This window comes from Aquirufa nivalisilvae (assembly GCF_004307455.1).
Taxonomy (GTDB): Bacteria; Bacteroidota; Bacteroidia; order Cytophagales; family Spirosomataceae; genus Aquirufa; species Aquirufa nivalisilvae.
In genome coordinates, this window is sequence record NZ_SEWX01000001.1 from 439,557 (window position 1) to 463,372 (window position 23,816).

At 36.2% G+C, this 23,816-nt stretch carries 21 protein-coding genes and 1 tRNA gene; 7 read left to right on the forward strand and 15 right to left on the reverse strand.

What is annotated here, in order from left to right; all coding sequences use genetic code 11:
* Positions 1–120: 120 nt before the first annotated feature.
* On the forward strand, positions 121–1,032 hold the full coding sequence (locus tag EWU22_RS01970; RefSeq protein WP_130924194.1) for a LysR family transcriptional regulator: 912 nt from the start codon (positions 121–123) through the stop codon (positions 1,030–1,032).
* Between the two features lie 312 nt (positions 1,033–1,344).
* Here the strand turns inward: EWU22_RS01970 and EWU22_RS01975 are convergent, their stop codons facing one another.
* Positions 1,345–2,031, reverse strand: a complete 687-nt coding sequence (locus tag EWU22_RS01975; RefSeq protein WP_130924195.1) for a CPBP family intramembrane glutamic endopeptidase — start codon at positions 2,029–2,031, stop codon at positions 1,345–1,347.
* A gap of 55 nt (positions 2,032–2,086) precedes the next feature.
* Positions 2,087–2,386, reverse strand: coding sequence for a hypothetical protein (locus EWU22_RS01980; RefSeq protein WP_130924196.1), 300 nt, complete (start codon positions 2,384–2,386; stop codon positions 2,087–2,089).
* A 144-nt stretch (positions 2,387–2,530) separates the two neighbouring features.
* Between EWU22_RS01980 and EWU22_RS01985 the strand changes: the two genes are divergently transcribed.
* Together EWU22_RS01985 and EWU22_RS01990 are read left to right on the forward strand one after the other, a co-directional pair.
* Complete coding sequence (locus EWU22_RS01985; protein WP_130924197.1) at positions 2,531–3,427, forward strand: sugar phosphate isomerase/epimerase family protein; 897 nt, start codon at positions 2,531–2,533, stop codon at positions 3,425–3,427.
* A gap of 4 nt (positions 3,428–3,431) precedes the next feature.
* Positions 3,432–5,129, forward strand: coding sequence for a GMC oxidoreductase (locus EWU22_RS01990; RefSeq protein ID WP_130924198.1), 1,698 nt, complete (start codon positions 3,432–3,434; stop codon positions 5,127–5,129).
* Positions 5,130–5,178: 49 nt separating this feature from the next.
* Here EWU22_RS01990 and EWU22_RS01995 read toward each other — a convergent pair whose 3' ends face one another.
* Complete coding sequence (locus EWU22_RS01995) at positions 5,179–5,586, reverse strand: winged helix-turn-helix transcriptional regulator (protein WP_130924199.1); 408 nt, start codon at positions 5,584–5,586, stop codon at positions 5,179–5,181.
* Between the two features lie 98 nt (positions 5,587–5,684).
* Here EWU22_RS01995 and EWU22_RS02000 point away from each other — a divergent pair, with 98 nt between their 5' ends.
* Complete coding sequence (locus tag EWU22_RS02000) at positions 5,685–6,449, forward strand: SDR family oxidoreductase (protein ID WP_130924200.1); 765 nt, start codon at positions 5,685–5,687, stop codon at positions 6,447–6,449.
* 6 nt (positions 6,450–6,455) lie between these two features.
* On the forward strand, positions 6,456–7,463 hold the full coding sequence (locus EWU22_RS02005; protein WP_130924201.1) for an NADP-dependent oxidoreductase: 1,008 nt from the start codon (positions 6,456–6,458) through the stop codon (positions 7,461–7,463).
* 135 nt (positions 7,464–7,598) lie between these two features.
* Here the strand turns inward: EWU22_RS02005 and bla are convergent, their stop codons facing one another.
* From bla to EWU22_RS02020, 3 genes are read right to left on the reverse strand one after another with little or no spacing between them, the layout of a single operon-like run.
* Positions 7,599–8,354 (reverse strand): subclass B1 metallo-beta-lactamase, encoded by a 756-nt coding sequence (gene bla / locus EWU22_RS02010; RefSeq protein WP_130924202.1) that lies wholly within the window; start codon positions 8,352–8,354, stop codon positions 7,599–7,601.
* Positions 8,355–8,403: 49 nt separating this feature from the next.
* Complete coding sequence (locus EWU22_RS02015) at positions 8,404–9,144, reverse strand: GLPGLI family protein (protein ID WP_109321673.1); 741 nt, start codon at positions 9,142–9,144, stop codon at positions 8,404–8,406.
* A gap of 3 nt (positions 9,145–9,147) precedes the next feature.
* Positions 9,148–11,958, reverse strand: a complete 2,811-nt coding sequence (locus tag EWU22_RS02020; protein WP_130924203.1) for an outer membrane beta-barrel protein — start codon at positions 11,956–11,958, stop codon at positions 9,148–9,150.
* 345 nt (positions 11,959–12,303) lie between these two features.
* Here EWU22_RS02020 and EWU22_RS02025 point away from each other — a divergent pair, with 345 nt between their 5' ends.
* Positions 12,304–13,140: a sulfite exporter TauE/SafE family protein gene (locus tag EWU22_RS02025; RefSeq protein ID WP_130924204.1), complete on the forward strand. Its 837-nt coding sequence runs from the start codon at positions 12,304–12,306 to the stop codon at positions 13,138–13,140.
* Positions 13,141–13,538: 398 nt separating this feature from the next.
* Here the strand turns inward: EWU22_RS02025 and EWU22_RS02030 are convergent, their stop codons facing one another.
* A complete protein-coding gene (locus tag EWU22_RS02030; protein ID WP_130924205.1) occupies positions 13,539–16,052 on the reverse strand; it encodes a TonB-dependent receptor plug domain-containing protein in 2,514 nt (837 codons plus the stop codon).
* Between the two features lie 30 nt (positions 16,053–16,082).
* On the reverse strand, positions 16,083–16,499 hold the full coding sequence (locus tag EWU22_RS02035; RefSeq protein WP_231962594.1) for a winged helix-turn-helix domain-containing protein: 417 nt from the start codon (positions 16,497–16,499) through the stop codon (positions 16,083–16,085).
* Between the two features lie 187 nt (positions 16,500–16,686).
* Between EWU22_RS02035 and EWU22_RS02040 the strand changes: the two genes are divergently transcribed.
* Positions 16,687–17,607: an alpha/beta hydrolase gene (locus tag EWU22_RS02040; protein WP_130924206.1), complete on the forward strand. Its 921-nt coding sequence runs from the start codon at positions 16,687–16,689 to the stop codon at positions 17,605–17,607.
* Positions 17,608–17,751: 144 nt separating this feature from the next.
* Here EWU22_RS02040 and EWU22_RS02045 read toward each other — a convergent pair whose 3' ends face one another.
* The 7 genes from EWU22_RS02045 to EWU22_RS02075 all read right to left on the reverse strand — a co-directional run bounded on the left by EWU22_RS02045 (position 17,752) and on the right by EWU22_RS02075 (position 23,813).
* The gene (locus tag EWU22_RS02045) at positions 17,752–18,231 is read right to left on the reverse strand and encodes a carboxymuconolactone decarboxylase family protein (RefSeq protein WP_231962596.1); all 480 of its coding nucleotides are present in this window, start codon (positions 18,229–18,231) and stop codon (positions 17,752–17,754) included.
* A 31-nt stretch (positions 18,232–18,262) separates the two neighbouring features.
* The gene (locus EWU22_RS02050) at positions 18,263–19,081 is read right to left on the reverse strand and encodes a lipid II flippase family protein (RefSeq protein ID WP_130924207.1); all 819 of its coding nucleotides are present in this window, start codon (positions 19,079–19,081) and stop codon (positions 18,263–18,265) included.
* A 13-nt stretch (positions 19,082–19,094) separates the two neighbouring features.
* Entirely contained in the window at positions 19,095–20,006 is a 912-nt protein-coding gene (locus EWU22_RS02055) for a glycosyltransferase family 2 protein (protein WP_130924208.1), read from the reverse strand.
* A complete protein-coding gene (locus EWU22_RS02060) occupies positions 19,996–20,520 on the reverse strand; it encodes a dTDP-4-dehydrorhamnose 3,5-epimerase family protein (protein WP_109321681.1) in 525 nt (174 codons plus the stop codon). Before EWU22_RS02060 ends, EWU22_RS02055 begins: the two co-directional genes overlap by 11 nt.
* Positions 20,521–20,775: 255 nt before the next feature.
* Positions 20,776–20,849, reverse strand: a tRNA-Asn gene (locus EWU22_RS02065).
* Positions 20,850–20,934: 85 nt separating this feature from the next.
* Positions 20,935–22,326 carry an efflux RND transporter periplasmic adaptor subunit gene (locus EWU22_RS02070; protein WP_130924209.1) on the reverse strand — a complete coding sequence of 464 codons (1,392 nt, stop codon included), beginning with the start codon at positions 22,324–22,326 and terminating at the stop codon, positions 20,935–20,937.
* 20 nt (positions 22,327–22,346) lie between these two features.
* Positions 22,347–23,813, reverse strand: coding sequence for a TolC family protein (locus tag EWU22_RS02075; RefSeq protein WP_130924210.1), 1,467 nt, complete (start codon positions 23,811–23,813; stop codon positions 22,347–22,349).
* Positions 23,814–23,816 lie beyond the last annotated feature (3 nt).

Sequence of the window (23,816 nt, forward strand, 5' to 3'; positions counted from 1 at the left end):
GAGAATAGACGGTAGTTTTTTATTATTCATGGGGGGCTGTTAAAAATCTGGGCGCAAAGTAAATTCTAAAAATTCATTAATATTTATTTAAATTTATAATGTTATACATAAACAAAACTTATGAACTATACCCTAAATCAGTTGCAAATTTTTGTCAAAGTGGCCCAAACTAAGAGTATAACTCGGGCATCTGAAGAGTTAAACTTGACCCAACCAGCGGTGTCCATTCAGATTAAAAATTTTCAATCTCAATTTGAACTACCATTAATTGAGATTGTGGGAAAAAAGGTCTATTTGACAGATTTTGGCAAAGAAATCGCCACTTCAGCAGAAGAAATCATTGAGCAAGTTTATGCCATCAATTACAAAATGCGGGCATTTCAGGGACAGCTTTTCGGACGTTTAAAAATCTCGATTGTTTCTACAGGAAAATATGTAATCCCTTATTTTTTATCCGATTTTTTGAAGGAAAATCAAGGGGTAGAATTGTCGATGGATGTAACCAATAGAGGCAAAGTCATTGAAAGTTTAAAGAAAAATGAAGTTGATTTCAGTTTAGTTTCACTTCCAATTGATGGGGATCAATATGATTACATGGACTTACTTGGTAATGAATTATTCTTGGTTGGAAATCCGGAACTAGTAGCCCAAAATCCAGCATATAATCAGAATCAACTACCTTCCAATCTTCCCATTATATTTAGGGAACCCGGTTCAGGAACACGCATGACGATGGAGGCATTTTTAGAGAATCAAGAAATTCATGTGGTGAAAAAAATTGAATTGATGTCCAATGAAGCCGTAAAACAAGCTGTTATAGCCGGACTAGGTTATTCCATCATGCCCATCATTGGCATAAAGAATGAGTTACAAAATGGATCATTGGTTATTATACCTCAAAAGGGATTACCCATTACCACCCAATGGAAATTGGTTTGGAACCATGGTAAAAAACACTCTCCAGTAGCGAAGGCATTTTTACAATATGTCATGGAACACAAAGATCGAATTAGTCAGAAATATTTTAAGTAAAAAAGCCACACACAAGGTGCATGGCTTTTCCAGATTATTTTTCATTAAATAAACCAATCACTATTTTCTATTACACTGAATACTAGTCAATTGGCCTGCAATAATAAAAACAGGTATATTAAAATGAAAATTAAAATTTGTTATAATGTGAATTAAAGAAACTTATACAAAATATTAGTAAGTGTACTATAAACTTAATAGGCTCTTTTACTTATTTAATTCATGTATTTATTGGCAAATATGTCTATCCTATACTGATGAATTGCCCTCAATGGTATTAAGTCCATCCATTAGAATCTAGTTAATTCTACATCATTTCTTCTCTTTACTTACCCGAAGTTTTACATACAAATAAACAGGAATGGGTAAAATTGAAATTTGGTACATGAAATAAATGAAAGACCACATGTCCCCAATCTTTTGTCCTCCATGCGATAGTAACCATTGATTTTCTGCTTGTCCTTGAGAGAAAACAATGTTGGAAACAACATTCCATCCCAAATGAAGTCCAATAGGCAACCACATGGATTTTGAAAAGGCGAATGACATGGCAAATACAGCCCCTGCAATTCCCGTCATAATAAACACATAGGTCATTTGTGGAATATTACCCAAAGCTCCAAAAGTAAACCAATGATAGATTCCGAAGGCAACAGATGATAAAATACAGGCTTTTTTAATCCCAAACTTAGAAATAGCGATATACAACAAAGCTCCTCTAAAAATCAGCTCTTCATATAGCACAGATTTAAGCATCCAAAATAGACGATCAAAAAAAATGCTGGCCGTAAAATTTGAATTAATTTCTATGGTTGATTTAGAGATATAAACCACCATATACAATCCAAAGCCTGCTACCAAAGAAGAGATAACAAGGCCAAAAATCAAATCGAAGAGACGTTTTTGAGTTGGAACTATCCCCAAAGCTAGAGGACTACTTTTATCAAAAAACCAAAGTAATACCCAAGAAAGAATTAGTTCAACGAATATTCCTGCCATATGTATTAATCCATCGATTATTTCAAAATCTACAATTCAAATTGTCAATTTCAATCTACTTAAATTCAGTCAAAAAAAACAAGACCAAATTTTCCCATTCTTGCTCCAAAGAAATACTTGGGCGTGATTGCTTGGCACGAGTATACCAATAATCGGCATTCCATAAGTCGCCCTCTTTTCGATGTAAATAAGCATGAACCCAGGCAGATTCTCTGTCATTTAACTGGTCAACTTGGGCATGTGCCTTATCCCAGTCCCCTTTAGCATCATACCAAAGACTCTGTAAGATGAGATTAAAATTGGATGGAGGAGAAGAAAGCTTTAACGTTTCTTTAAATGATGTAATGTCATTCATAACATATATTCCGTTTACAAATTCAATTTAAAACAAAAATTTGATCAAATCTGATTCGCATGCTTCGTTCTGATACATGATGTCATTCCATGGCAGGGAATAACAATAATTTTATTACATTCAATGTCATATCAAGGGAAACAAATGAAAAACCGACGTGATTTTTTAAAACAGAGCTCGGGGCTTTTAGGCTTATCAGCCTTGCGTTTTATTACCCCGCCTAAAGCACTTTTATCTTTTTCAACTTTAGGCTGTCCAGCATGGAATTTTTCACAGATCATTCATCATGCTACCGAAAACCACTATTCAGGAATTGAAATTAGAGGCATTAAGGGAGATTTAGATCTGCCTGCTAATTCTATATTTTCCCCGACGAATATTTCATCGACTAAGAGGCAAGTCGAAGATGTAGGTTTGAAAATTGTTAATTTAGGTTCATCTGCCAATATGCATTTTTTAGACCCTAAAAAAAGGCAAAGTAATTTGGATGATGCAAAAAAATACATTGAGCTTGCCAGCCATTTATCTTGCCCATTCATTCGTGTATTTCCTAACGACCTTCCTAAAGATCAACCAGAGAATGATACTGTCAATGCCATCATTCAATCATTGATTGAGTTGGGGGAATTTGCAAAATCTGCTGGGGTAAAAGTCCTATTGGAATCCCATGGAAAAGTAATAAAAAGCGACATGCTTCTTCATATTATGGAAGCAACAAATCATCCTCAAGTAGGTCTAGTTTGGGATTTCTTTAATATGTGGTCCATCACAAAAGAACCTCCCGCTCAAGTGTACGATGTATTAAAAAAATATATCTTTCACACCCACATTAAGGACGCCATCGTTTCCGATATGGGGGAAAAATATACCCTTCTTGGACAAGGAAATGCCCCTGTAAAGGAGGCTCTTCATGCTTTAAAAGCAGGAGGCTATACCGGTTATTATAGTTTTGAATGGGAAAAACTTTGGCATCCAGAGATACAGGAGCCTGAAATAGCCATTCCACATTTTTCAAAAAACTTTTCCTCTTATTGGAAGTAAAAAAATGAATGTAAAAGATAAACATACATTTGACGCAATTGTGATTGGTTCAGGAATTAGCGGGGGATGGTCTGCCAAAGAACTCACCGAAAAAGGATTGAAAACACTCTTGTTAGATCGAGGACGAGACGTAAAACATGTTACTGATTATCCAACTGCCATGCACAATCCATGGGATTTTCCACATGGAGGACAAGTGCCATTAGAGCTGAAAAAGGATTACAAAATTGCCAGCAAAAATTTCATTTTTTCCGAAGCCACGTCTCATTTTTTAACCAAAGACGAAGAGCAGGCTTACATTCAAGAAAAGCCTTATGACTGGATTCGAGCCTACCACGTAGGAGGGCGATCTCTTTTATGGGGACGTCATACACAGCGGTGGAGTGATTTTGATTTTACAGGTCCAGCGCGAGATGGTTTTGCTGTCGACTGGCCTATTCGCTATAAAGATATTGCTCCCTGGTATAGTTATGTAGAAAAGTTTGTAGGTATATCGGGAAATAAAGATGGTTTAGCAACATTACCAGACGGTGATTTTATAAAGCCCTTTGACTTATCTTGTGTGGAGAAACATTTTGGTCAAGTACTTAAATACAAGTATACAGATCGACATGTCATTATAGCCCGGACAGCCAATTTAAGTCAGGCAGATAAAATCCATATGTCGGTGGGTAGAAGCCAATGCCAAAATCGAACACTTTGTGAACGTGGTTGCCCGTATGGGGGATATTTTAGTAGCAATTCTGCCACTTTACCTGCGGCATATAAAACGGGGAATTTAACCTTAAAAACGCATGCCATTGCTCATTCCATCATTTTTGATGAGAAGAAAAATAAAGCCATAGGGGTTCGAGTGGTCAATGCTTTAACTCATGAAATGGAGGAATATTTTGCCTCCATTATTTTCGTGAATGCCTCCCCATTAGCTACTAATTTAATCCTATTGAATTCCATCTCTTCTCGCTTCCCCAATGGACTGGGAAATGATTCTGGAATATTGGGTACTCATATGGCTTTTCATAGTTATCGAGGTAGAATAACCGCAGAATACGATGGAGATTTAGCTTATAAAACAGAAGGTAAAAGACCCACTTCTGGGTATATCCCACGATTTAGAAATGTATATCAACAAGAAACGGATTTTTTGAGAGGCTATGCTAGTAACCTTTCGGCAAGTCGGATTGTTGAAAATGCAAAAGACCTAGTAGGAGAGTCTTTAAAGCAATCTTTATTGGCTCAAAAGCTAGGAAATTGGCACATCAATGTGGGAATGATGGGGGAAACCATTCCTAAAGCACATTCAACTGTTCGATTAGATAAACAATTAAAGGATAAATACGGGATACCCCAACTTAGAGTTTCGGTAGCTTATGACGATAATGATGAGAAGATGTTAAAAGATTTTCATCAACAATTTACGGAAATGTATGAGGCTGCAGGTTTCAAAAATATACAACCAATAGATACGAAACGGGTCCCTGGAAACGAAAATCATGAAATGGGAGGAGTTCGAATGGGAAAAGACCCTAAAACCTCCATGCTAAATGCCTTTAACCAAATGCATCATTGTAAAAATGTGTTTGTCACAGATGGCTCATGTATGACTTCCACTTCTACTCAAAACCCATCTCTGACCTACATGGCGCTTACCGCTAGGGCCGTCGATTATGCGATTCGTGAAAAAAAGAAACTGAATTTATAATGATCTGATAATTAAGGGATTCTAATCAATTGTTTGCCAAATAAATGGTTCAATTTCCTAGTTCTTTAACCGCCAGCTTAATATACTTTTCTTTATCTTTTTTTACTTCTTTCAATTCTTCCTTTCTACTTGCTGGTAGGTCATAATATTTGTCTGCCCACAAATTAATTTCTACCATTATTGGTAATAAATCGATTCCTTTCTGTGTCAGTCTATATAAGACTTTCGCTTTACTATCCGGATGTTCCGATTTGCTAATAATTCCATTTTCTTCAAGGGAATACAGGCGTGAGGCCAAAATGTTGGTGGCTATTTTCTCTTCTGATTTCAGAAAATCACCATAGGTACATTGTTTGGCAAACATTAAATCTCGAACAATAATTAAGGACCACTTGTCGCCCCAAATATCAAGAGAGCAACTTATTGGACAGTCTGACCTTTTTTTACTTTTTTTCATAAATAATATAGATAATCACTTGCAAGTTGCAAGTTCTTTGTTAGCTTTGCACTTGCAATTTGAAAGTGAAATTATCGCTTTTCTTAAACATTTACAATATGAACTTAACAAATAAAACAATTTTAATAACTGGGGGCAGTGCTGGTATTGGACTTGAAGCTGCTAAGCAATTCTTACAATTAGATACCAAAGTCATTATAACAGGTAGAAATCAAGAGAAACTAGATGAAGCTAAAAAACGCTATCCAAGTTTAATAACGTTAAAAAGTGATGTGGCAAAGGAAGAAGATGCGCTAGCTCTATATAAGCAGATTGAAGAGTTGGGAGGAATTGATATTCTATATAATAACGCAGGAGTTGGCGTTATGCCCTCCAACTTAGGAATTGCAAGTTACAAGCATGCACAAGGTGCCGCTTATGAAATGGACATTAATTATACGGGGGTCGTTCGATTAAATAATCTATTTATGACGATGCTAAATTCAAGAAAAGAAGGGGCCATCATCAACACTACGTCTGTGTTGAGTTATGTACCTTCTTTGTTAGAAGCAACATATTCTGCAAGCAAAGCTGCATTAGGGTTTTATACCAAGTCACTAAGAGAACATTTGCGTATAGCTAACAGCTCCGTTAAAGTCTTTGAGCTATTACCTCCTGCTGTAGAAACTGAATTAATTGCACACAGAGATATTCAAAAAATGAGTCCAGAAAAACTAATAAAAGGGCTTATTTTAGGCTTACAAAAGGATCAATACACCATTCGAATGGGATATACTGGCACCATGTATTTACTGAATCGAATATTCCCTAAATTGGCATTTGCTTTAGTGAATCCAAGAAACGCTGAAAAATATTTAAAATAAAAAAAGATGAAAGCTTATATCATTAACCGTTACAGCAAAGAAGATAAACTTCAATTGGCTGAAGTCCCTCAGCCAAAAGTGAAAGACAATGAAGTGTTAGTTCAAATACATGCTTCTAGTATAAACCCTTTGGATTTCAAACTTAAAATTGGCGAATTTAAGCAGTTCATGCCCTATAAATTTCCGTTGATTTTAGGACATGATTTAGCAGGAACCATCGTTGAAATCGGCTCAAAAGTCCATCAATTCAAAATTGGTGATGAGGTCTTTGGCCGTCCTGCTGACTACCACATTGGTACGTTTGCTGAATATATTGCTGTCAATGAAAATGATTTAGCTTTAAAACCCAACAACATTTCCTTTGATGATGCCGCATCTCTCCCCTTGGTTGCTATTACGGCTTGGCAAGCGATTGTTGAAAAAGCTGCACTTAAAAAAGGTCAGAAAATCTTCATTCAAGCAGGTTCAGGTGGCGTAGGAACAATTGCCATTCAATTGGCTAAGCATTTGGGGGCAACCGTAGCCACAAGCACCAGTGAAGCAAACAGTGAGCTAGTGAAAAGTTTAGGTGCTGATGTTGTAATCGATTATAAAACGCAAGATTTTGAAACGATACTCCAAGACTACGATGTCGTCTTAAACAGCCAGGACAATAAAACGCTCGAAAAGTCTTTACAAATTTTAAAACCTGGTGGAAAAGTGATTTCCATTTCAGGCCCTCCAGATCCTGCCTTTGCGAAAGAAATCAATGCCTCCTGGATAATCAAACTAATCATATCTCTTTTGAGTAGAAAGATCAGAAAACAAGCGCTGGCCAAGGGGATTAATTATTCCTTCTTATTCATGAAGCCCAGCGGAAAACAATTATCAGAAATTGCCCACTTAATTGATGCTGGAGTTATCAAACCAGTAGTAGATAAGTATTTTACTTTTGACCAAATAAATGAAGCCATGGACTATGTATCCAGTGGCCGAACCAAAGGAAAAGTAGTTGTCAAAATCAAGGAAGCATAAACATGCAATAAAACAAGAGAAAAGGCTATATGAACCCTATTCTCATACTGAAATCGTTGATCTTAATATAGCCTTTACCCTCTAGAAAGAGTCTTACATTAGATACTCCAAAAGCAGTGATAATATAATAGAAAACTACGGAGTTTTAAATAATTTAATTGTGTAATCAAGCAGGTCTATTCCTCCTATTTTTCCATGTCCCGGAATAACAAGCTGAACATCGGGGTAGGCTTGTTTGATTTTCTCTACCGTACTAGACCACTCCCCCACATTAGCGTCACCTAAATATCCCTTCGTTGCTTCCAACTCTTTTATTAGGCAGCCACCAAATAGTATTTTTTCTTTTGGAAAATAGCCGACCACATTATCCTTGGTATGACCTTCACCAAAAAATGTAAGCTTTGTAAATGTTTTCCCTATTTTTAATTTTAGGGAATCTTTAAATCCATTTTGAGGGGAAATAACTTGGTTTGATTTTGTTAATTCTATGGTTGTAAAACCTGCAAATGAAGGAATTTTATGCTCATGAAATGAGGCTAAACCTCCCAAACAATCTTCATGAAAATGGGTTGGGACAATGGCGTTTATTTTACAATGCAACTTTTCTTTTATGTATTTGATTAGGGTAGTCGCTGAATTATTATTGGTTGGAGTATCGAACACCACCACTTCATTAGAATCCCGAATGATCAAGCCATTACAAGGAACTTTCCCAAAATCATTTGTTTGAAGAAATGATGTATGCACATATGCATTCTTAGAAATTTGAATAATTAATAAATCTTCTGAATGATATACTTCTTTTGGTCTAAATGCGGCAGAACTCAACGAGCTTTGGGCATGTACATTCTCAAAGAAGAATAAGGTCAACGCAAATAGTATTTTTTTCATTGATATAATGTCGCTAAAATGTACTCTTCTAATATAACTTCCATGCGCATTAATACCTCAATCCCCAATAAGGATTTCGAAACCCTTTAATGGATTCTTTAATGAAATCAGCAATGATTTTATTGTATTCAGCATCAGAGATTTTCTTGCCTTTTATTTTCTTCAAATTGAATTCATTCGTCAGTTTTTTAAACTCGACTTTATTGGCAATAATGGTTACATCCCCATCATTAATATCCAATTCCAAAATTAAACCAGGTAAACCAAAATACCTCTCTGGGCCTGCTTGAACAGGAATATCCTGCGCAAACCAAGCCGTAATTGTCTGTTTTTTCACGGTATCGACTGTCACCGCTTTCATACAAATATAGCCTGCCACTTCCTTAATTTGATTCAATATTTTCCAGTTGGGTGCATGTAAAGAATCATCCACCATATAGGTCTTTCCTAATAAATCAATGTAGTCGGTAGAATGTTCTGTCGCAAAATTCTTTGTTAAGAAAAAGGTCTCCTTTCGACCTGCCCAACCCTGTTCAGCATTATCCTCCCCTTGCATATACAAGCTTTGATTCTCATTAAATGCCAAGGTCATTTTTTGTTTCCAACCTTCATCCGAGCTTCCCCAGGTCAACTTAACTCGGTCTTTCTCCTCTGCACTTAAATACGTTAAGCGAGTCACAATATTGGTCCAAAAAGTCGTTCGTTCATACTGAACAATTCCCTCCTTTTTTCCTTCTTGAGAGAAGGCAGAAAAAGAAATTAAAAACAACAAAATTCCTATTTGCTTCATATTTTATCTTTTACGAATGGGCGAACTTAAACCTCGCATATTATACGTATAACTCAACATAACATATTGAGAAAGCGTTTGGGTTTTTTCAAAACTTACAAAATTTTGAAACGCAAATTGATTCACTCCAAGGTTCTTTTTAAATACATCGTACACAGTCAATCGAATTTCTGATTTTTGCGCCTTCCCTAAATATTTGAACACCGAAACATTCAAAATTGGCATTTCTTGGTACAATCCGCGCGTCTTATTCTCATATACTTTATAGTCTAAATTATATGACAAAAAGGTGTTCTTACCAAAGTTAACCGTTAATTCAGACCCGAACTGAGTATTGCGAATAGTTTGCTCTGGCAAAGCTGATTTATCATAACTTGTATTGTTCAAGCCGAATCTGGCATTCATATAAAACGTGATTCGATCATTGGGTGTGAAAGAAATACGTGCTCCCAAGTTGCCTGCGTTGGTGTTTGTATTAGACAAAACATCATTCAAAAAAAGAGGGTTTTTTGCCAAATTAAAATCCGCATTAATATTCATCGTACTAATCGTTTTTTTCAATGGAAAACCGAATCCAAAATAACCAACATAACTCTCCCCTCCAGATATATTCAAAGGCTTGGTTAATACGACACCATTCGAATTGATACTTTGGTTATAAACCACTTGGTTTACGTTATAATTGTAGGATAGATTTGTATATAAGTTTAAGAAATTGGCTGCATCAAATAAGTTAAAACCAGAACTTATCGAATGATTAAGACTTGGTAATAAATTCGGATTACCGACACGCAAAAACAAGGGATTACTATTATCAACAATAGGCTGCAAATCCCGGATGCTCGGCTCCTGAACTGATTTATCGTATGAAAAAAACAAATAGCGATTATTTTTTAATTCTAAATCAACCCCCACCTTAGGAATCCAAGCAAAATAATTTAAATCAATATTGGCCAAATTTGGTGCACTAGCTGATTTTCTAAAGTCTCCCGTAAGATTAAACTGCTGAGCAGCTAAACCTACTGTCACATTCACCCCATCCTTTGAATAGCGAATGCTAGAACCTAACCGATTGTAGGTTAAATTATTATCATAATATCGACTTAAACTGTCATTTCTAGTTTCAAGACTAGAGGAGCCACGATCAAATAGATCTCGGTTTAAGCGATTACTTTGGAAACTCGTATTAAAAAAAGACTCCCAAAAAAATGCCTTAGACAATGGTTCTACAAAAAAGAGGCTTGACTTAATCTGAGTCTTTTTAGAGAAGTTATTTGTCAACTGATCAATTGCCTGAATTGAATCTCGAAGTGTCGTGGCACTTAAGAATTGGCTGAGTGATTTTTGGGTAGAGGATCCATCAGAATTAGCATAATTATACCCCGCACTTGCTGAAAAGCTGCGTCCATTTTTAGCAAATTTATGTCGAAAAATGGCTGTATTTTGTATCGTAAATGATTGCTGTTCGCTTCCATTTAACAATTTCGTTTGGCGCGGGTTAAGATTATTTTGCACCAATAATTGTTGAAAAATTCGACTATTTTGATCCGCATTTCCAAATGATAATTTACCATTGCTGATTAAAATAAGCGTGTTCAAAGTATCGATTGATTTCTCATAACGCATACTCATCCGATGATTTCCAGAGAACGTTCGCTGGCTAGTTGTATCCGCTGAATTTTGCGTTTTCTCTTGAAAAAAGCGTTGCGTACTTGAGATTTTATCGATGATCCGTTCAGATTGATTGAAGTAGTAATTCGAACTGAATTTGGTCTTTTTTGTATCATAATTGTAATTGGCCCCGCCCGAATAATTCTTTGAAAAACCATCACGTCTGCCACCTATTGGAATCCCCATTTGATCATCTCCATCATCAAATGAAAAGTAGCGTCCATTCCCAGTAAAACCAAAATCCGCTTCATTTCCCCAGGAAAATGCTTGACTACCTCTGAAATCTTGGTAATCATCAAAAGACATTCCCGATTGATTCGTATTGTTGCCTAATCCAATCAAAGACAATTGGTTTTTTGCATCAAATTTATTGTAATTCCCTTTTACTTCTTTTCTTCCTTCTGTAGCAATCCCTCCCGTAATTTTACCAAACCCTCCCTTCTTGTGGCTTTCCTTTAACTCTAAGTTAATCGTCTTCTCCTTTTTTCCATCGTCAATACCAGTCACCTTAGCGGCTTCTGTTTTCCCATTAAATACTTGAACCTTTTGAATCGCGTCTGCTGCTATATTTTTAGTCGCTAATTTCGGATCAGATCCAAAAAAACTTCGTCCATCAACGGTCACTTTTTTCACCGTTTGACCTTGCGCCCTAATACTTCCATCTGCCTCAATCTCCATCCCGGGAAGCTTTCTTAACAAATCTTCAACCGTTGCCCCTGGTGGCACTTTAAATGAGGCGGCATTGTACTCAATTGTATCTCCCCGAATACTCAATGGTGCTTTCGCTGTTCTAACTACCACTTCAAATAATTCCTTGGAAATAGGCTTCATCATTAATGCACCTAAATCAATTGACGCCTCTTGATCTGGTTTCACATCCATTTGCAAAGGGACATAGCTCACATAAGACGCCTTAAATATGTAGGGTTGACGCTTAACATTTTTGAATTCAAAAATTCCTTGATCATTGGCACGACCAAAGTTAACTAAGGATGAGTCTTTGGGTACCAACAACATCACTGTAGCCTGTGATAATGGGTGACCACTTGTATCTACTAATTTACCATGAATTTGAACACGATTTTGACCTATTGCAACATAACTAGATAGTAGAATGATACTTAGAACGAATGATTTAAACATATAGGTTTTAGATATTTTTTAAAAATAAAAAAAATAAAAAATAGGCCTCCGCAATTAATGATGAACGGTTTTGTACAAACTGAAAGAATGGATTCCATCAAAGAATTTCTGCTATCCTTGACATTCAGAATCCCGATAAAAATGTAACACGCTCAAGTCTTGTTACTTAAAAAGGAAAGCCATCAGAAGTGATAGCAAGTTTAACTTCGATATAAAATAGGGGAGAATATTGCTCTCTACTTTTGGAAATAGCGATAGGTAGAATCAGAAAAGTAAGGATAATATTGAGAAACAGATAATTACTGTTTTCAATCAAGATATGAGCATAATGAACTAATTTTAGACATGACGGTTACTTTATTCCTTATTCTATTAGTCGTTGGGGCAGCGGTAGGCTATTATTCTGGCTTAGTAGGAACAGGTGGCAACCTGATCTTAATCCCGGCATTTGATCTATTGTTTCATTATTTAAAAATCCCAGAGAATGAAGTAGTTAAATTTATGCTTGCTCATTCTTTTTTTATAACCACTTTTACTGGGCTTAATGTTAGTTATAAACAGTTCAAAGTAAAAAACATCTATGTAAAAGAAGTTTTATTCATAAGCCTTCCAGGCATGATTACGGCTTTTATACTAACAGAATTAATTAGAAAAGGCAATTGGTACCATAAGTCAGATTTTGATGTAGTATTCTTTTCCTTACTCCTATTTTTAGCTGGAAGAATGCTGTTATATAAACCGCATGATTCGACTGCTACTACTGAAAGTCGAAGACTCTATTATTTTCCTCTGATTGGAGTTGTTGCTGGAATTATTTCATCCTTTTCAGGCATAGGTGGTGGCATTATTGTGATTCCCATTTTAACTGATATCATAAAAATTTCATTTAAAAAAGCGAGCTCCATTTCTATCGGAGTTGTTGCTATGCTAGCAATACCTATTACAGCAAGCTATTTAATGATTGATTCGCATTCTAGCCTCCAGCATATTCTACCGGTTCAACTAGGTTATATTTCGTTGACGATCTCAGCTCCCATATTAATTGGCGTTTTCTCTACTAGTGGTCTGGGGGTCCGAAAGGCACAAACAACAGCCCCCCATAAATTAAGGTTGATATTAGGGCTGGTCATACTTATATTAAGTGCTAAGATGGTATACGGTTTTTTAAAATTAAACCTATGATACTCCAATAGAGCTACGCGCTTTCGTTTACAACAATAATTATTGAGAGATCTGGAAAATTTATATACATTCGGCTGTTTTTGATTTTTGATTCCGCCTCCATTAACACAGAAAGGTGAGTTGACTGCAACAAACCCAGAAGAACGCATGAATATCATTAAAAAGTGGACAATTACAGTCTATAATTCTTTTAACAATCATCATTCATTGGTTTCGTCTATTGCAGATATTTATTTATAGAAATATCATTCATAATGAGTCAATATATGGGGCAGGATGAAATAAATCACCCACTACTAACATGGTACATTATTTATGTCTCAGAGCTATTAATTCAATCAAAGTCTTTATGAACTAAAACACCATTCAGGGCTGGCTATATGATTTTTTTGTTTATACTATTTATTCAATATTAAAGTAAGCATATACATTCCTCCAATCTGTGGGCCACCCAAAAATGAGTAATATGATTGATTCAAGATATTTGTCCCACTTAATTTAATGGAAACAGGAAGTATCGAAAAATGATACTGTATCTGCATATCCAAACTTCCATACGCAGGTACCCAATCATTCGCTAAAAATGATTGCCAATAATACGTGTTTTGCCAACGGTAATTTATTCCCCCAGCCCAATTTTTAGCTATTTTCATTGAAGAAAGCCCAACATTCAACACCCAATCTGGCGTGTTAAATCCATCTTCCAAACCATCATCATTTTCTGATTTTCCCAATTTAGAATAAGTTACATTTCCCGTCATAGCCCAAGAAGAATTCAACCGATAATTAAATCCAAAAGATGCTCCATAGGTTTTTACTACCGATTTCGAATTAGTCCAAACTCGGTAAGGAGACTGCAAATTTTTGTCATTCAGTGCGAAAGGAATCGAATCAATTGCCACTGTTTTAGGTACATTAACATTCGTCTGTGCAATAAAAGACTTATATTGATTGTAATAAAAGTCAGCATCTATCAACAAACGATTACCCAACAGCGCTCCACGGTATCCGCCTTCAATTGATTGAATATGTTCAGGTTGAATATAGGTATAAGGATTCTTAACTAACAACTCTTTATTCTTTACAATGGCTAGGGTTTTACTAAGTCCATTTTTGTTTACATCGGTTAGAACCGCAGCTTGAAATGCCGTTATGGATGTAGCTAAATACGAATTTTCAAATACCCCAGAAGACATCACAGGTAACCCTCCCACCCGCTTTACTCCTCCACTATTAATATTCGAATACGCCTCAAAAATACTCGGAAAGCGATATCCCTCTTGGTAACCTACACGCACGCTATGAAAAGCATTTGGAGCAAAGACAACTGTCAAACGAGGATTAGAAGTTAGATTAAAATAATCATTTTTGTCAACACGAAACACAAAACCCAAACGCAACTTATCAGCCCATAGTTTTTTTGAAAAGGAAGTATAAGCACCCGTTTTGGAATACAAAATATCTCCGGTTTCATTTCCTTTTTCAGGATTGACAAAATAGTTTCCATCCGAACCTATGATATACGTTCTTCGGTCAATTCCCGCTATTACATCTAGTCGCAAGGCTTTAAATAACGAAGGAAATATTTGACTAAGATTTGATTGTGCTTCAGCATGGACTAAACGCGCTTTTACCTTTAAAGCGGCTCCTAAATCCCAGTTATTTATTTGCTGAAGTTTGGCTAGAACATCTTTGTAGGAAGGAGATCCTGGTTGGTATCTCCCTAAATCAGCAGCGGCCCTTGCTTGATTTAAGGCTTCAGCAACATAAGTCCCTACTGTAGTTGCTGAATTAAATGCTTTGGTATAATCATCATACCAAACTACATCTGATTTAAAATTCCTGTCTATATTCTCAGCCATAGAACGTAGGTTATAAGAGTTTCCCGTATCCTCTGAATTTGTATACAGTTTGAAAGATAAAATGTCTGATTGATATTGAACTGCGTGCTGCTGAAGCAAATAGTCCTGAAGTCTAAAGCGATTAGACCGTTGATATACATTGTCCAATAAAGCAATATGATATGAATACAAAAGCATTGAATTTGGAGATATTTGATACGCAAGACCTAAATCTCCTTTAGCGTTTTTAATCGAATAATCAACTACATCGCTTTCTAAATACCCAGTCCTTGAAACAACATAGGTTTTCCCTTGAAGTGTAATTGTCTTTCGGTTAGAAGACTCATTTCCATACATATTGACTAAGTCTCTTCCGGGGTTATTCTCACCTATCAAATTCGTACTACTATTTGCCAATGGGTTTAGATCCGTTAAATTATTCGCCTCCCAATCACTGCCTTGCACAAAGGAGGCATTTATTTTAAAGGCCCACTTGGATGAAAATGGATGTGAATACCGCAAAGTAGATTCAGTATATAATTTAGTAGAAAAACCTGCTTTTTGTTGAAACGAAAAACCTGGTGAATCAAACGGTGTTTTGCTTATCAAATTGGCTAGGCCATTCACTGTATTCATTCCATACATGGTAGATGCAATTCCTGTCACAATTTCCACTTGATCTATATCCAAATCGGTAGGCCCTAGTGCATTTCCAATAGGCCCTCCGATATGTGGAGATTGCATATCGACACCATCGACTAATTGGGAGAATCGTACATTCGTGGTGTTTGAAAAACCCCGAGCATTTATCACTTTAAATCCAAGACTAGGTGTAATCAGTTGAACCCCTTGAACATTCTCTAATGCATCAAAAATGGAGGCTTGAGAGCTTTGTTGGAAGAATGACTTACCTACTTTTAAAATGCTAACCGGAGAATATAGTAGTTGCTCGCTTATACGCGAAGAACTGACAACTACTTCTTGTAGATACTTGCTAGTAGTATCTACTTGTGCAAATCCAATCAATGGAAAGAAGTACAGAAATAAGATGAAAAGTGTGCGCACAAACATCGTTGTATATTCAAATATACAACGGTGCGTTTATTTACCCAAAAATAGTGGTAATTGTTCTTCCAAAAATTGCTGAAAATTCTTTTGTAAAATTCGAAAGGCCTCCATTAATTCGAGGCCATGTGGAGTTAATACCGTTTTCCCTCCTTTGACCCCTCCTGTTTGAGCTTGAACAATAGGACTTTTACAGAGTTGATTTAGGGAATTGACCATATCCCAAGCCTTTTTATAGGAAAGGCCCATATTTTTAGCTGCTTGGCTGATAGACCCTGTTTCTTGGATGTATTCTAGTAATTCTAGCTTGCCGGGACCAAATAACTTTTCGTCCCCATTAAATACACGAAGGGTTGCTTTTAATTGAACGCCATTATCTAGCTTTAGTAAATCTTTAACAGGCATACACAAATCTACTAAAAAAGATATAATCACAACAACTGAACGATTCAACTATGATTTCAATGTTGCTCATGAATAGATCTTATAAAATTCTATAAAAATAGAACTGGAAAATAAACAAATTTGATGCTATATTTAGTTGATTATGAAATAATTAGTAAATAAATAACTTGTATTTTTAATTCACGATTTTCCCAATTATTATAATACACTTGATATACTTAACTATTGAAAAATCATGCGAAAAATTTACATTATACTGATGCTTCAATGCCTAGCATGGAATGCTCTGGCACAGGACGGAAAGATTTATCCGCTTGAAACCCCTAAAGAACCCAATGCCATTCCCTTAGGAACAGGATCTGTAAAAGATCAACCTGCACCAGAAACTTGGTTTCGCCAGTGGGGAGACCCCATGGCACGAAATATTTCTAAAGCCACATTAACGCCCTTTTTACCAGAAAAAGGAAAGGCCAATGGAGCTGCTGTCATTGTTGCACCAGGTGGAGGATATCGATGGCTTTCCATGGGAAATGAAGGTTGGGAAGTAGCTGAAGCCCTTGCCAAAAAAGGAATAGCTGCATTTGTTTTAAAATATAGGTTATTCCCAACAGCTGAATCGTTGGACGATTTTACCGCTTGGATGAATCGACCACGTCCCGCACCGCCAAAATCAGAGGATGGATCAAAAAATAATCCTCCTTCACCTCCTGTTCAATTAGATTTAACAAACCAACTAGAAGATGCTGAAGCAGCTTATGCCATGCTGTTAAAAAATGCCAATGAATGGGGCATTGACACCAGTCGAATTGGAATGATTGGCTTTTCTGCGGGAGCAGGCTTGACCATGCATGCCACGCTACATTCCAAAACAATGAAACTGGCTTTCATTGGTCCGATCTATGGGGGAATGGGCCCAGTACAAGTACCTAAAAATGCTCCTCCCATGTTCAATGTAATCGCCTCAGATGATTTTTTATTTAATTCCCAATTTGGAGTGATTGATTCTTGGTTTAAAGCTGGACGTCCCGTAGAATTTCATTTATATCAAAATGGAGGACATGGATTTGGTTTAGGGAATCCCAATAGAACCAGTAATCGCTGGTTTGAGGCATTTATGCATTGGTTAGATGTCAATAAATTTCTTATGGCTAAATAAGTGAAACAAGGCTAGACACACATTTTACCATCGAAGCCTATTAACAAGATTTAATTGAAACAAGAAAGAGGGCAAAAATGCCCTCTTTCTTATGTGTGCTCCCTTAAAAGATGGAATATTGCAGCCAATTAAAAGCAATTGCAATTATGATTTATCTTGTTTGAACGCCTCTTTCGCGATCATAATGGCGGTCATAGCCTTTGGCCAACCTACGTAGAAAGCTAAATGAGTAATAACTTCAACAAGCTCCGCTTCAGTTAAACCATGTTGTTTAGCATAATTTAAGTGAAAATTAAGTTGATTTGAGTGCTCGCCCGCAACCAAGGCAGCAACGGTTATTAAACTCCTTTCACGCCTTGAAAGCTCTTTGCCTTCCCATACATCTCCAAACAATACATTGTCTGTATAATCCAAAAGTCTTGGGGCAAAATCCCCTAACATTTTTTCAGCTGCGGATACTTTCTTTTCTTCAGTCATTTTATAAAATTTTAAATAAATATATAATGTTACAACCACAAAAAATATCCAAATCAAGAAAGTGGAAATAGTTATACCACAAAAAAAGTCACCATTTCTGATGACTTTCTTGTTATGCTCCCTTAATAGAAGGAATCTTGCAGCCATCTATATCTCTTAAACATAAAAAATAATAATTCTATATAGAAGATGCCAAAAATGCAATCAATTTGGACATTGGAATAAATAAAAATTGGCCACATAAAGTCCCCAATATCCTGGAAATTACCACAAAAGATAAATGCCTTCGGAAAAATGTATGAGATACAGTCCCGTCAATCACTTTATCTGTTAATATAGCATCATAAGGCTGTAATAATAAAATCATAAGAATAGCTCCAAATCCATTGGCTATTCCGCTCATAGAAAGAGCTGTTGTCCTCAGCTCAGGATTTATATAACCTGCATATAGACATGACAATATACTAATCGTTGTAAAACTATACACCACAATGTTCATTAAAATAATTGACCTATTTATACCTTCAGGATTGAGAAGTTGTTTATAGTTATTGATATTAGCAAGTTTAATACTATCCTTGAAATGTAGAAATGTTTTAGTTTTAAATGATTTAAGGAATAATTTAAAAACCGAACTATGCTTATACATCGAATCAACCCCCTTTTCCATAAACCGATGTAAGGTGGGTATAGCAAATCCTCCCAAAATTGTACCAAGAGTTGCTGAAAAAATGACTACCCTAAAAATAGTATCATTGGGTTTATTTCCTGCTGAAATATCATTTTCAATCATCTTGGCTAACAGTGGTGCTTGGATAGTTGTTGCAAATTGTGAAAGCAAAAGGAAAATATTAAACATAACATTCGATGATGCAAATCTCTTTGTCCTGGATGCAACAATTCTGGATGCAATGTTTGAAGTACTAATAAAATAAACCACTGATGTCAAGAAGCAAACAGCGAGTAAATACTTGTCAAATATCCATCCGTTGTTCATCCTTCTATATAATTTAGTTCTCTAACCCTCGAAATTTCCGATTTTTTCTTCTGACTCTTTGATAGAAGTAAATACGTATTTTGTTCAAGGGCCATTTATTACGAGTAGAAAATTTAAACAAATAAAATAAAGTATTTCCCAATAGGCTTCTTAAGCTTACTAAAATTGGTTTTCTCTCTGCATAAGTCATTGAAAACCTGGTTGCTAATTCAAAAAGAGTCTCTTCAATCAGTTTTTTCGGATCTTTTTCCAGCTTTTCTAAATAGTAAAGCTGAGGAAAATTATTCTTTTTTGAATACAAGCCCCAATCCCCGGATACAAACTTCAACACCATTAGGTTATTATAAAATTTAATTTTTTTACCTAACAAAGCAATCCTATTTAGATAATCCTGATCTGCACCCACACTGAGCAATTCCTGCTTATGCCAGAGACCACATTCATCTGTCAAGCTTTTTTTATACAGCCATGATGATGGAGGAACATGACAATTTGAGTAGTTCCTACCATTTGCTGGCGGACCAATCACTTTGTATGCTCCAATGGGACTAATCAAAGTAGAGAGGCAATGTACTAAATCGGAATCTGTTTCTTCAAGATAACCAACCAAACTGCTCAAATGATTTGAAAACCACAAATCATCATGTCCAAGATATGCGATATATTTCCCCCTACTTCTTTTTATTCCTTCATTATTGGGACCATATTGAGATCCAACATTTTGTGGTAAATTAAACCAATGTAACCTGTCATCATTAAAATTATTGACAACATTTCCATAGTCTGCAGGGCAACAATCACCAATAACTAAAACCTCAAAGTCTTTAAAATCCTGATTTAAAACACTTTGAATGGCACATTGCAAGGTAATAGGAGAATTATATGTAGCGATAATTACAGTAACTAATGGATATTTATTGCCCATCTTTGGTAAAATCAAATGGAATCAAATCATTTTTTACTGGTAATCTATACTTATCGGGTGAAGCTCTATTATATGGCATTGTGGGAAAATTGATAAATTGAGCTTCATCTATTCCAATATTTTTTACTGCATGATAAACACCTTTAGGAATAATAATCAAGCTTCTATTCCTTTCAGAAACGGTAATCTTCATAAAGTTTTTATACGTGGGAGAATTTTCCCTATTGTCAAAAAATGCCCATAATTGAACCCCTCGATTAACAAAAATACGATCATCTTGTAGTTTGTGGACAATCCAACCTTTTATAACTTGAGGTCTGATAGTTGCAGCATATGCATACACCATCGGCTCAGAACTTATATTCCAACTTGGCCTGTAAACTTCCACAACTTCACCTCGTTCATCTTCAATTGGCGGAGTACGATGAATAATTAATCCTTCTATTTCATCTTGCAATACCTTCCCCTCCAGTGAGATGAGTTGTTTGTCTTTTATTCCAATATGTTGCGACATATGTTTGTGATTTGATAATTTGACAAAAAATATTTCGTTTTTTACTTGAAAACCTCGTTTCTTTCTAAAAAAGAACAAAAGTTAAGAATAAATGAAATATACTTAATTGCATTTTTCAGAAATGTTTCTAGTTGAAATTAATAAAGTTGCAGCCATCAAGTAAACGACACCAACTCAAGCCCTATTAACGAAAAGGGGTTTTGGAGAGTGGTAAAACAAAAAAAGAGGTCGAAAATGACCTCTTTTTGAATCTAGCTCCCTCTCCTGGGCTCGAACCAGGGACCCCATGATTAACAGTCATGTGCTCTAACCAACTGAGCTAAGAAGGAATTTGTATCCTTTTGGGACTGCAAAAATAGGTGTCATTATGCATATATGCAATAAGGCCACCTATTTTTTTCTTAAAAACTTACATTATTTCTTTTCCTCTGCCTTAGCATCCTTCTTTTTCACCAATTCTCCCTCTTTCAAATTCTTAGCTACGGTAGCATATGGCCCTGAAATAATCTCCTGACCTTCTTTCAATCCTGAGATAATCTCAATATTATCAAAATCAGAAATACCCGTTTTCACCTCTACCATTTTCGCTTTGCCTTTCTCACTGATAAATACCACTTCCTTTATTTTCTCCTTACGCTTTTTGCTTTGTTGTGCTGTCTCTTCCTTAGCTGGCTCTGCCGCTCCTCCTGGAGCATCTTTGCCCTCTTTCGGAGCAACTTCTCCACCTATTTCACGCGTTGTAACAGCCGCCAATGGAACGGTCAAAATATTGTCTTTACGATTCGTCAATATCTCTACCGAAGCCGTCATACCTGGCTTCAATGGATATGACAATTTACCTTTAATCAAATCACGATATGACTCTCTCAAGACACGGATCTTCACCTCAAATTCCGTTACCGCATCCGTAGTCACCGAAGTAGCCGTACCTGATTGATTCGCTGAACTTGCTATTTCATATACAACCCCTTTAAACTTGCGCTCAGAAGAAGTAAATGCATCCACATCAATAATTACTGTATCTCCCAAGCTAACCCGGGTAATGTCATTTTCATTCACATTGACACGGACTTCCATATTATTCAAATTCGCAATTCGTAACATTTCTGTACCCGCCATTTGAGAGGTTCCAACTACACGCTCCCCTAATTCTACGTTTAACTTAGAAATAATTCCACTTTGCGGAGCATAAATGGTTGTCTTGGTTAAATTCGTTGTCGCTTCTTTCAAGGCTGCCTCTGAACTTTTCACATTGAAACTAGCGGCTTTCACATTCGCCTTTGCTGACTCTAGGTCTTGCTTCGCCACCATATATGCCGACTGGAACTGGTCAAAATCAGCATCCGAAATAACCTTGTCGTTATGCAATTTCAAATTACGATCATAATCAATCTTCGACTTGCTCAATCGAGCTTCGCTCTGAGCTAAAACAGCCTTACTTTGTTCCATACTTGCTCTCATAGCATTCAACTGAGCCTCTGCACGAGCTAATAAGGACACGTAATTATCTGGACGAATTTTCAATAAAACTTGACCGGCCACCACAGAGTCTCCTTCTGCTATATTCAAAGCAACTATCTCTCCTGAAACATCGGGAGAAACTTTAACTTCTACTTCAGGTTGAATTTTCCCTGATGCCGATACTTTTTCTACAATGGATTCTCTCTTGGCCTTACCAAATTCCACCACCGTAGGATCTACTTTGCCAATCCATCCTTGCTGTTTGGCAATATATAAACCTAAAAATATCACAACCACTCCACCTCCGATAAACAACCAAGTCCGCTTGCTATTGTTCTTTGCCATCTCTTTAAAATTATTGAAAATTAAAATGTTAAATTTTTACCTTGATAATAATCCAAAATCTTGGTTCTAAATACATAGTCGTATTTCGATTGTACCAATGAAAGTTTCGCTTTATCAAGATTTGTTTTTTGTAAATTATAACTTACGAAATCAATAGTACCTGCTCCAAATTTACTTTCAGACGCTCTAAAGGACTCTTCTAAGGCCGAAACTTGCGTAACACCTGCTTCATATTTCTTCGCGGCATTCAGCATGTTAACATAGGCTTGCTCAATGTTTTGACGCAAAGTCAAACGAGCCTTACTCGCCTCAATTTCGGCATTAACTTTCTGTAAATTGGCTTGAGAAACTCGAGTTCTATTCTGGTATTTAGTAAATATAGGAATGCTTAAGTTCAATGAAACGACCTTATTTTGAGTATTATTCAATTGATCAAAATAACCAACGGTAGATCCTTCTCCATATTTAGGCTGAGTCGTTGTCAATGGATAATTAACCCCTCCCACATTTACATTACCTAAAGTAACTTCCTGAGTACCTAAAACCTGTACCGATTTCAAAGCATTCGATTGGTTCGCTGACCAGCTACCACTTAAACTTAATGTTGGTAAACGAAACGCTTTAGCTACGTCTACACTTTTCGCAGCTCCTTGCACTCGAAAATCTGCTGCCCGAACCAAAGGTTGCGCTTCTACAGCCTTGGCATAAATATCAGCAATACTTAATTCATAAGCTGAAGAATTAGGAACTGGAACCTGAATACGTTCTAACTCAAATTGACTGATGGCTGAATCATTCAATAATTGCAATAAAGTCAATTTATTGATATCCAATGCACTTTGAAAACTCACTACATTCGATTCTTCATTAGCTAATTGTGCTTTTAAGTCGAGTAACGTAGAGATTGCCACAGAACCAGCATTAACTAGTTTTTGTGTTCTTTCAATTTGTAATTTCGTAATCTCAGTCTGTGTTTTTGCAATTGCCAATTGGTCTTCTGCATTTAAGATAGACAGATAAGAAAGCACAACCTGTAAGGATATGTTTTCACGAATGGATTGTAAATCTTCTTGCGTAGCCTTTAATGTAAATTCTGTTTGTAAGATGTTGTTTTTCAACTGACCTCCATTGAATAACAGAACATTGGCGTTTAATCCTAAGTTATTGTAATTGATATTCCTTGAATCGTAACCGTTTGTATATGGGTTAATACTACGTCCAAAACTCGCAGATTGATTAATATTACCTGATAAAGAAGGCAATTGGTTAAATTTCGCCTGCTGAAATTGAAGCTCTGCATTTTGCATACTTACTTGATATGATTTAACATTCAAATTATGTTGCAAAGCAATATCTACTGCTTGAGTTAATTTAAGCTTCACTAAGGTGCCATTTCCTTGAATAGCTGTTTGAGCCTGAGCTGCAAAAGCCAAGGTAAAAAGCAACGCAAAAAGAGAGGCAATGGTTGGGAATGATTTCCGATACATAGC

What these genes read in the sequence shown, in the direction of transcription:
- EWU22_RS02050 (WP_130924207.1), bottom strand. Translation starts at nt 19,081, where the DNA reads ATGAACAACGGATGGATATTTGACAAGTATTTACTCGCTGTTTGCTTC.
- EWU22_RS01975 (WP_130924195.1), bottom strand. Translation starts at nt 2,031, where the DNA reads ATGGCAGGAATATTCGTTGAACTAATTCTTTCTTGGGTATTACTTTGG.
- EWU22_RS02040 (WP_130924206.1), top strand. Translation starts at nt 16,687, where the DNA reads ATGCGAAAAATTTACATTATACTGATGCTTCAATGCCTAGCATGGAAT.
- EWU22_RS01995 (WP_130924199.1), bottom strand. Translation starts at nt 5,586, where the DNA reads ATGAAAAAAAGTAAAAAAAGGTCAGACTGTCCAATAAGTTGCTCTCTT.
- bla (WP_130924202.1), bottom strand. Translation starts at nt 8,354, where the DNA reads ATGAAAAAAATACTATTTGCGTTGACCTTATTCTTCTTTGAGAATGTA.
- EWU22_RS02075 (WP_130924210.1), bottom strand. Translation starts at nt 23,813, where the DNA reads ATGTATCGGAAATCATTCCCAACCATTGCCTCTCTTTTTGCGTTGCTT.
- EWU22_RS02055 (WP_130924208.1), bottom strand. Translation starts at nt 20,006, where the DNA reads ATGGGCAATAAATATCCATTAGTTACTGTAATTATCGCTACATATAAT.
- EWU22_RS01970 (WP_130924194.1), top strand. Translation starts at nt 121, where the DNA reads ATGAACTATACCCTAAATCAGTTGCAAATTTTTGTCAAAGTGGCCCAA.
- EWU22_RS02005 (WP_130924201.1), top strand. Translation starts at nt 6,456, where the DNA reads ATGAAAGCTTATATCATTAACCGTTACAGCAAAGAAGATAAACTTCAA.
- EWU22_RS02030 (WP_130924205.1), bottom strand. Translation starts at nt 16,052, where the DNA reads ATGTTTGTGCGCACACTTTTCATCTTATTTCTGTACTTCTTTCCATTG.
- EWU22_RS01980 (WP_130924196.1), bottom strand. Translation starts at nt 2,386, where the DNA reads ATGAATGACATTACATCATTTAAAGAAACGTTAAAGCTTTCTTCTCCT.
- EWU22_RS02020 (WP_130924203.1), bottom strand. Translation starts at nt 11,958, where the DNA reads ATGTTTAAATCATTCGTTCTAAGTATCATTCTACTATCTAGTTATGTT.
- EWU22_RS02045 (WP_231962596.1), bottom strand. Translation starts at nt 18,231, where the DNA reads ATGGCTGCAAGATTCCTTCTATTAAGGGAGCATAACAAGAAAGTCATC.
- EWU22_RS02000 (WP_130924200.1), top strand. Translation starts at nt 5,685, where the DNA reads ATGAACTTAACAAATAAAACAATTTTAATAACTGGGGGCAGTGCTGGT.
- EWU22_RS01985 (WP_130924197.1), top strand. Translation starts at nt 2,531, where the DNA reads ATGAAAAACCGACGTGATTTTTTAAAACAGAGCTCGGGGCTTTTAGGC.
- EWU22_RS02015 (WP_109321673.1), bottom strand. Translation starts at nt 9,144, where the DNA reads ATGAAGCAAATAGGAATTTTGTTGTTTTTAATTTCTTTTTCTGCCTTC.
- EWU22_RS01990 (WP_130924198.1), top strand. Translation starts at nt 3,432, where the DNA reads ATGAATGTAAAAGATAAACATACATTTGACGCAATTGTGATTGGTTCA.
- EWU22_RS02025 (WP_130924204.1), top strand. Translation starts at nt 12,304, where the DNA reads ATGACGGTTACTTTATTCCTTATTCTATTAGTCGTTGGGGCAGCGGTA.
- EWU22_RS02070 (WP_130924209.1), bottom strand. Translation starts at nt 22,326, where the DNA reads ATGGCAAAGAACAATAGCAAGCGGACTTGGTTGTTTATCGGAGGTGGA.
- EWU22_RS02060 (WP_109321681.1), bottom strand. Translation starts at nt 20,520, where the DNA reads ATGTCGCAACATATTGGAATAAAAGACAAACAACTCATCTCACTGGAG.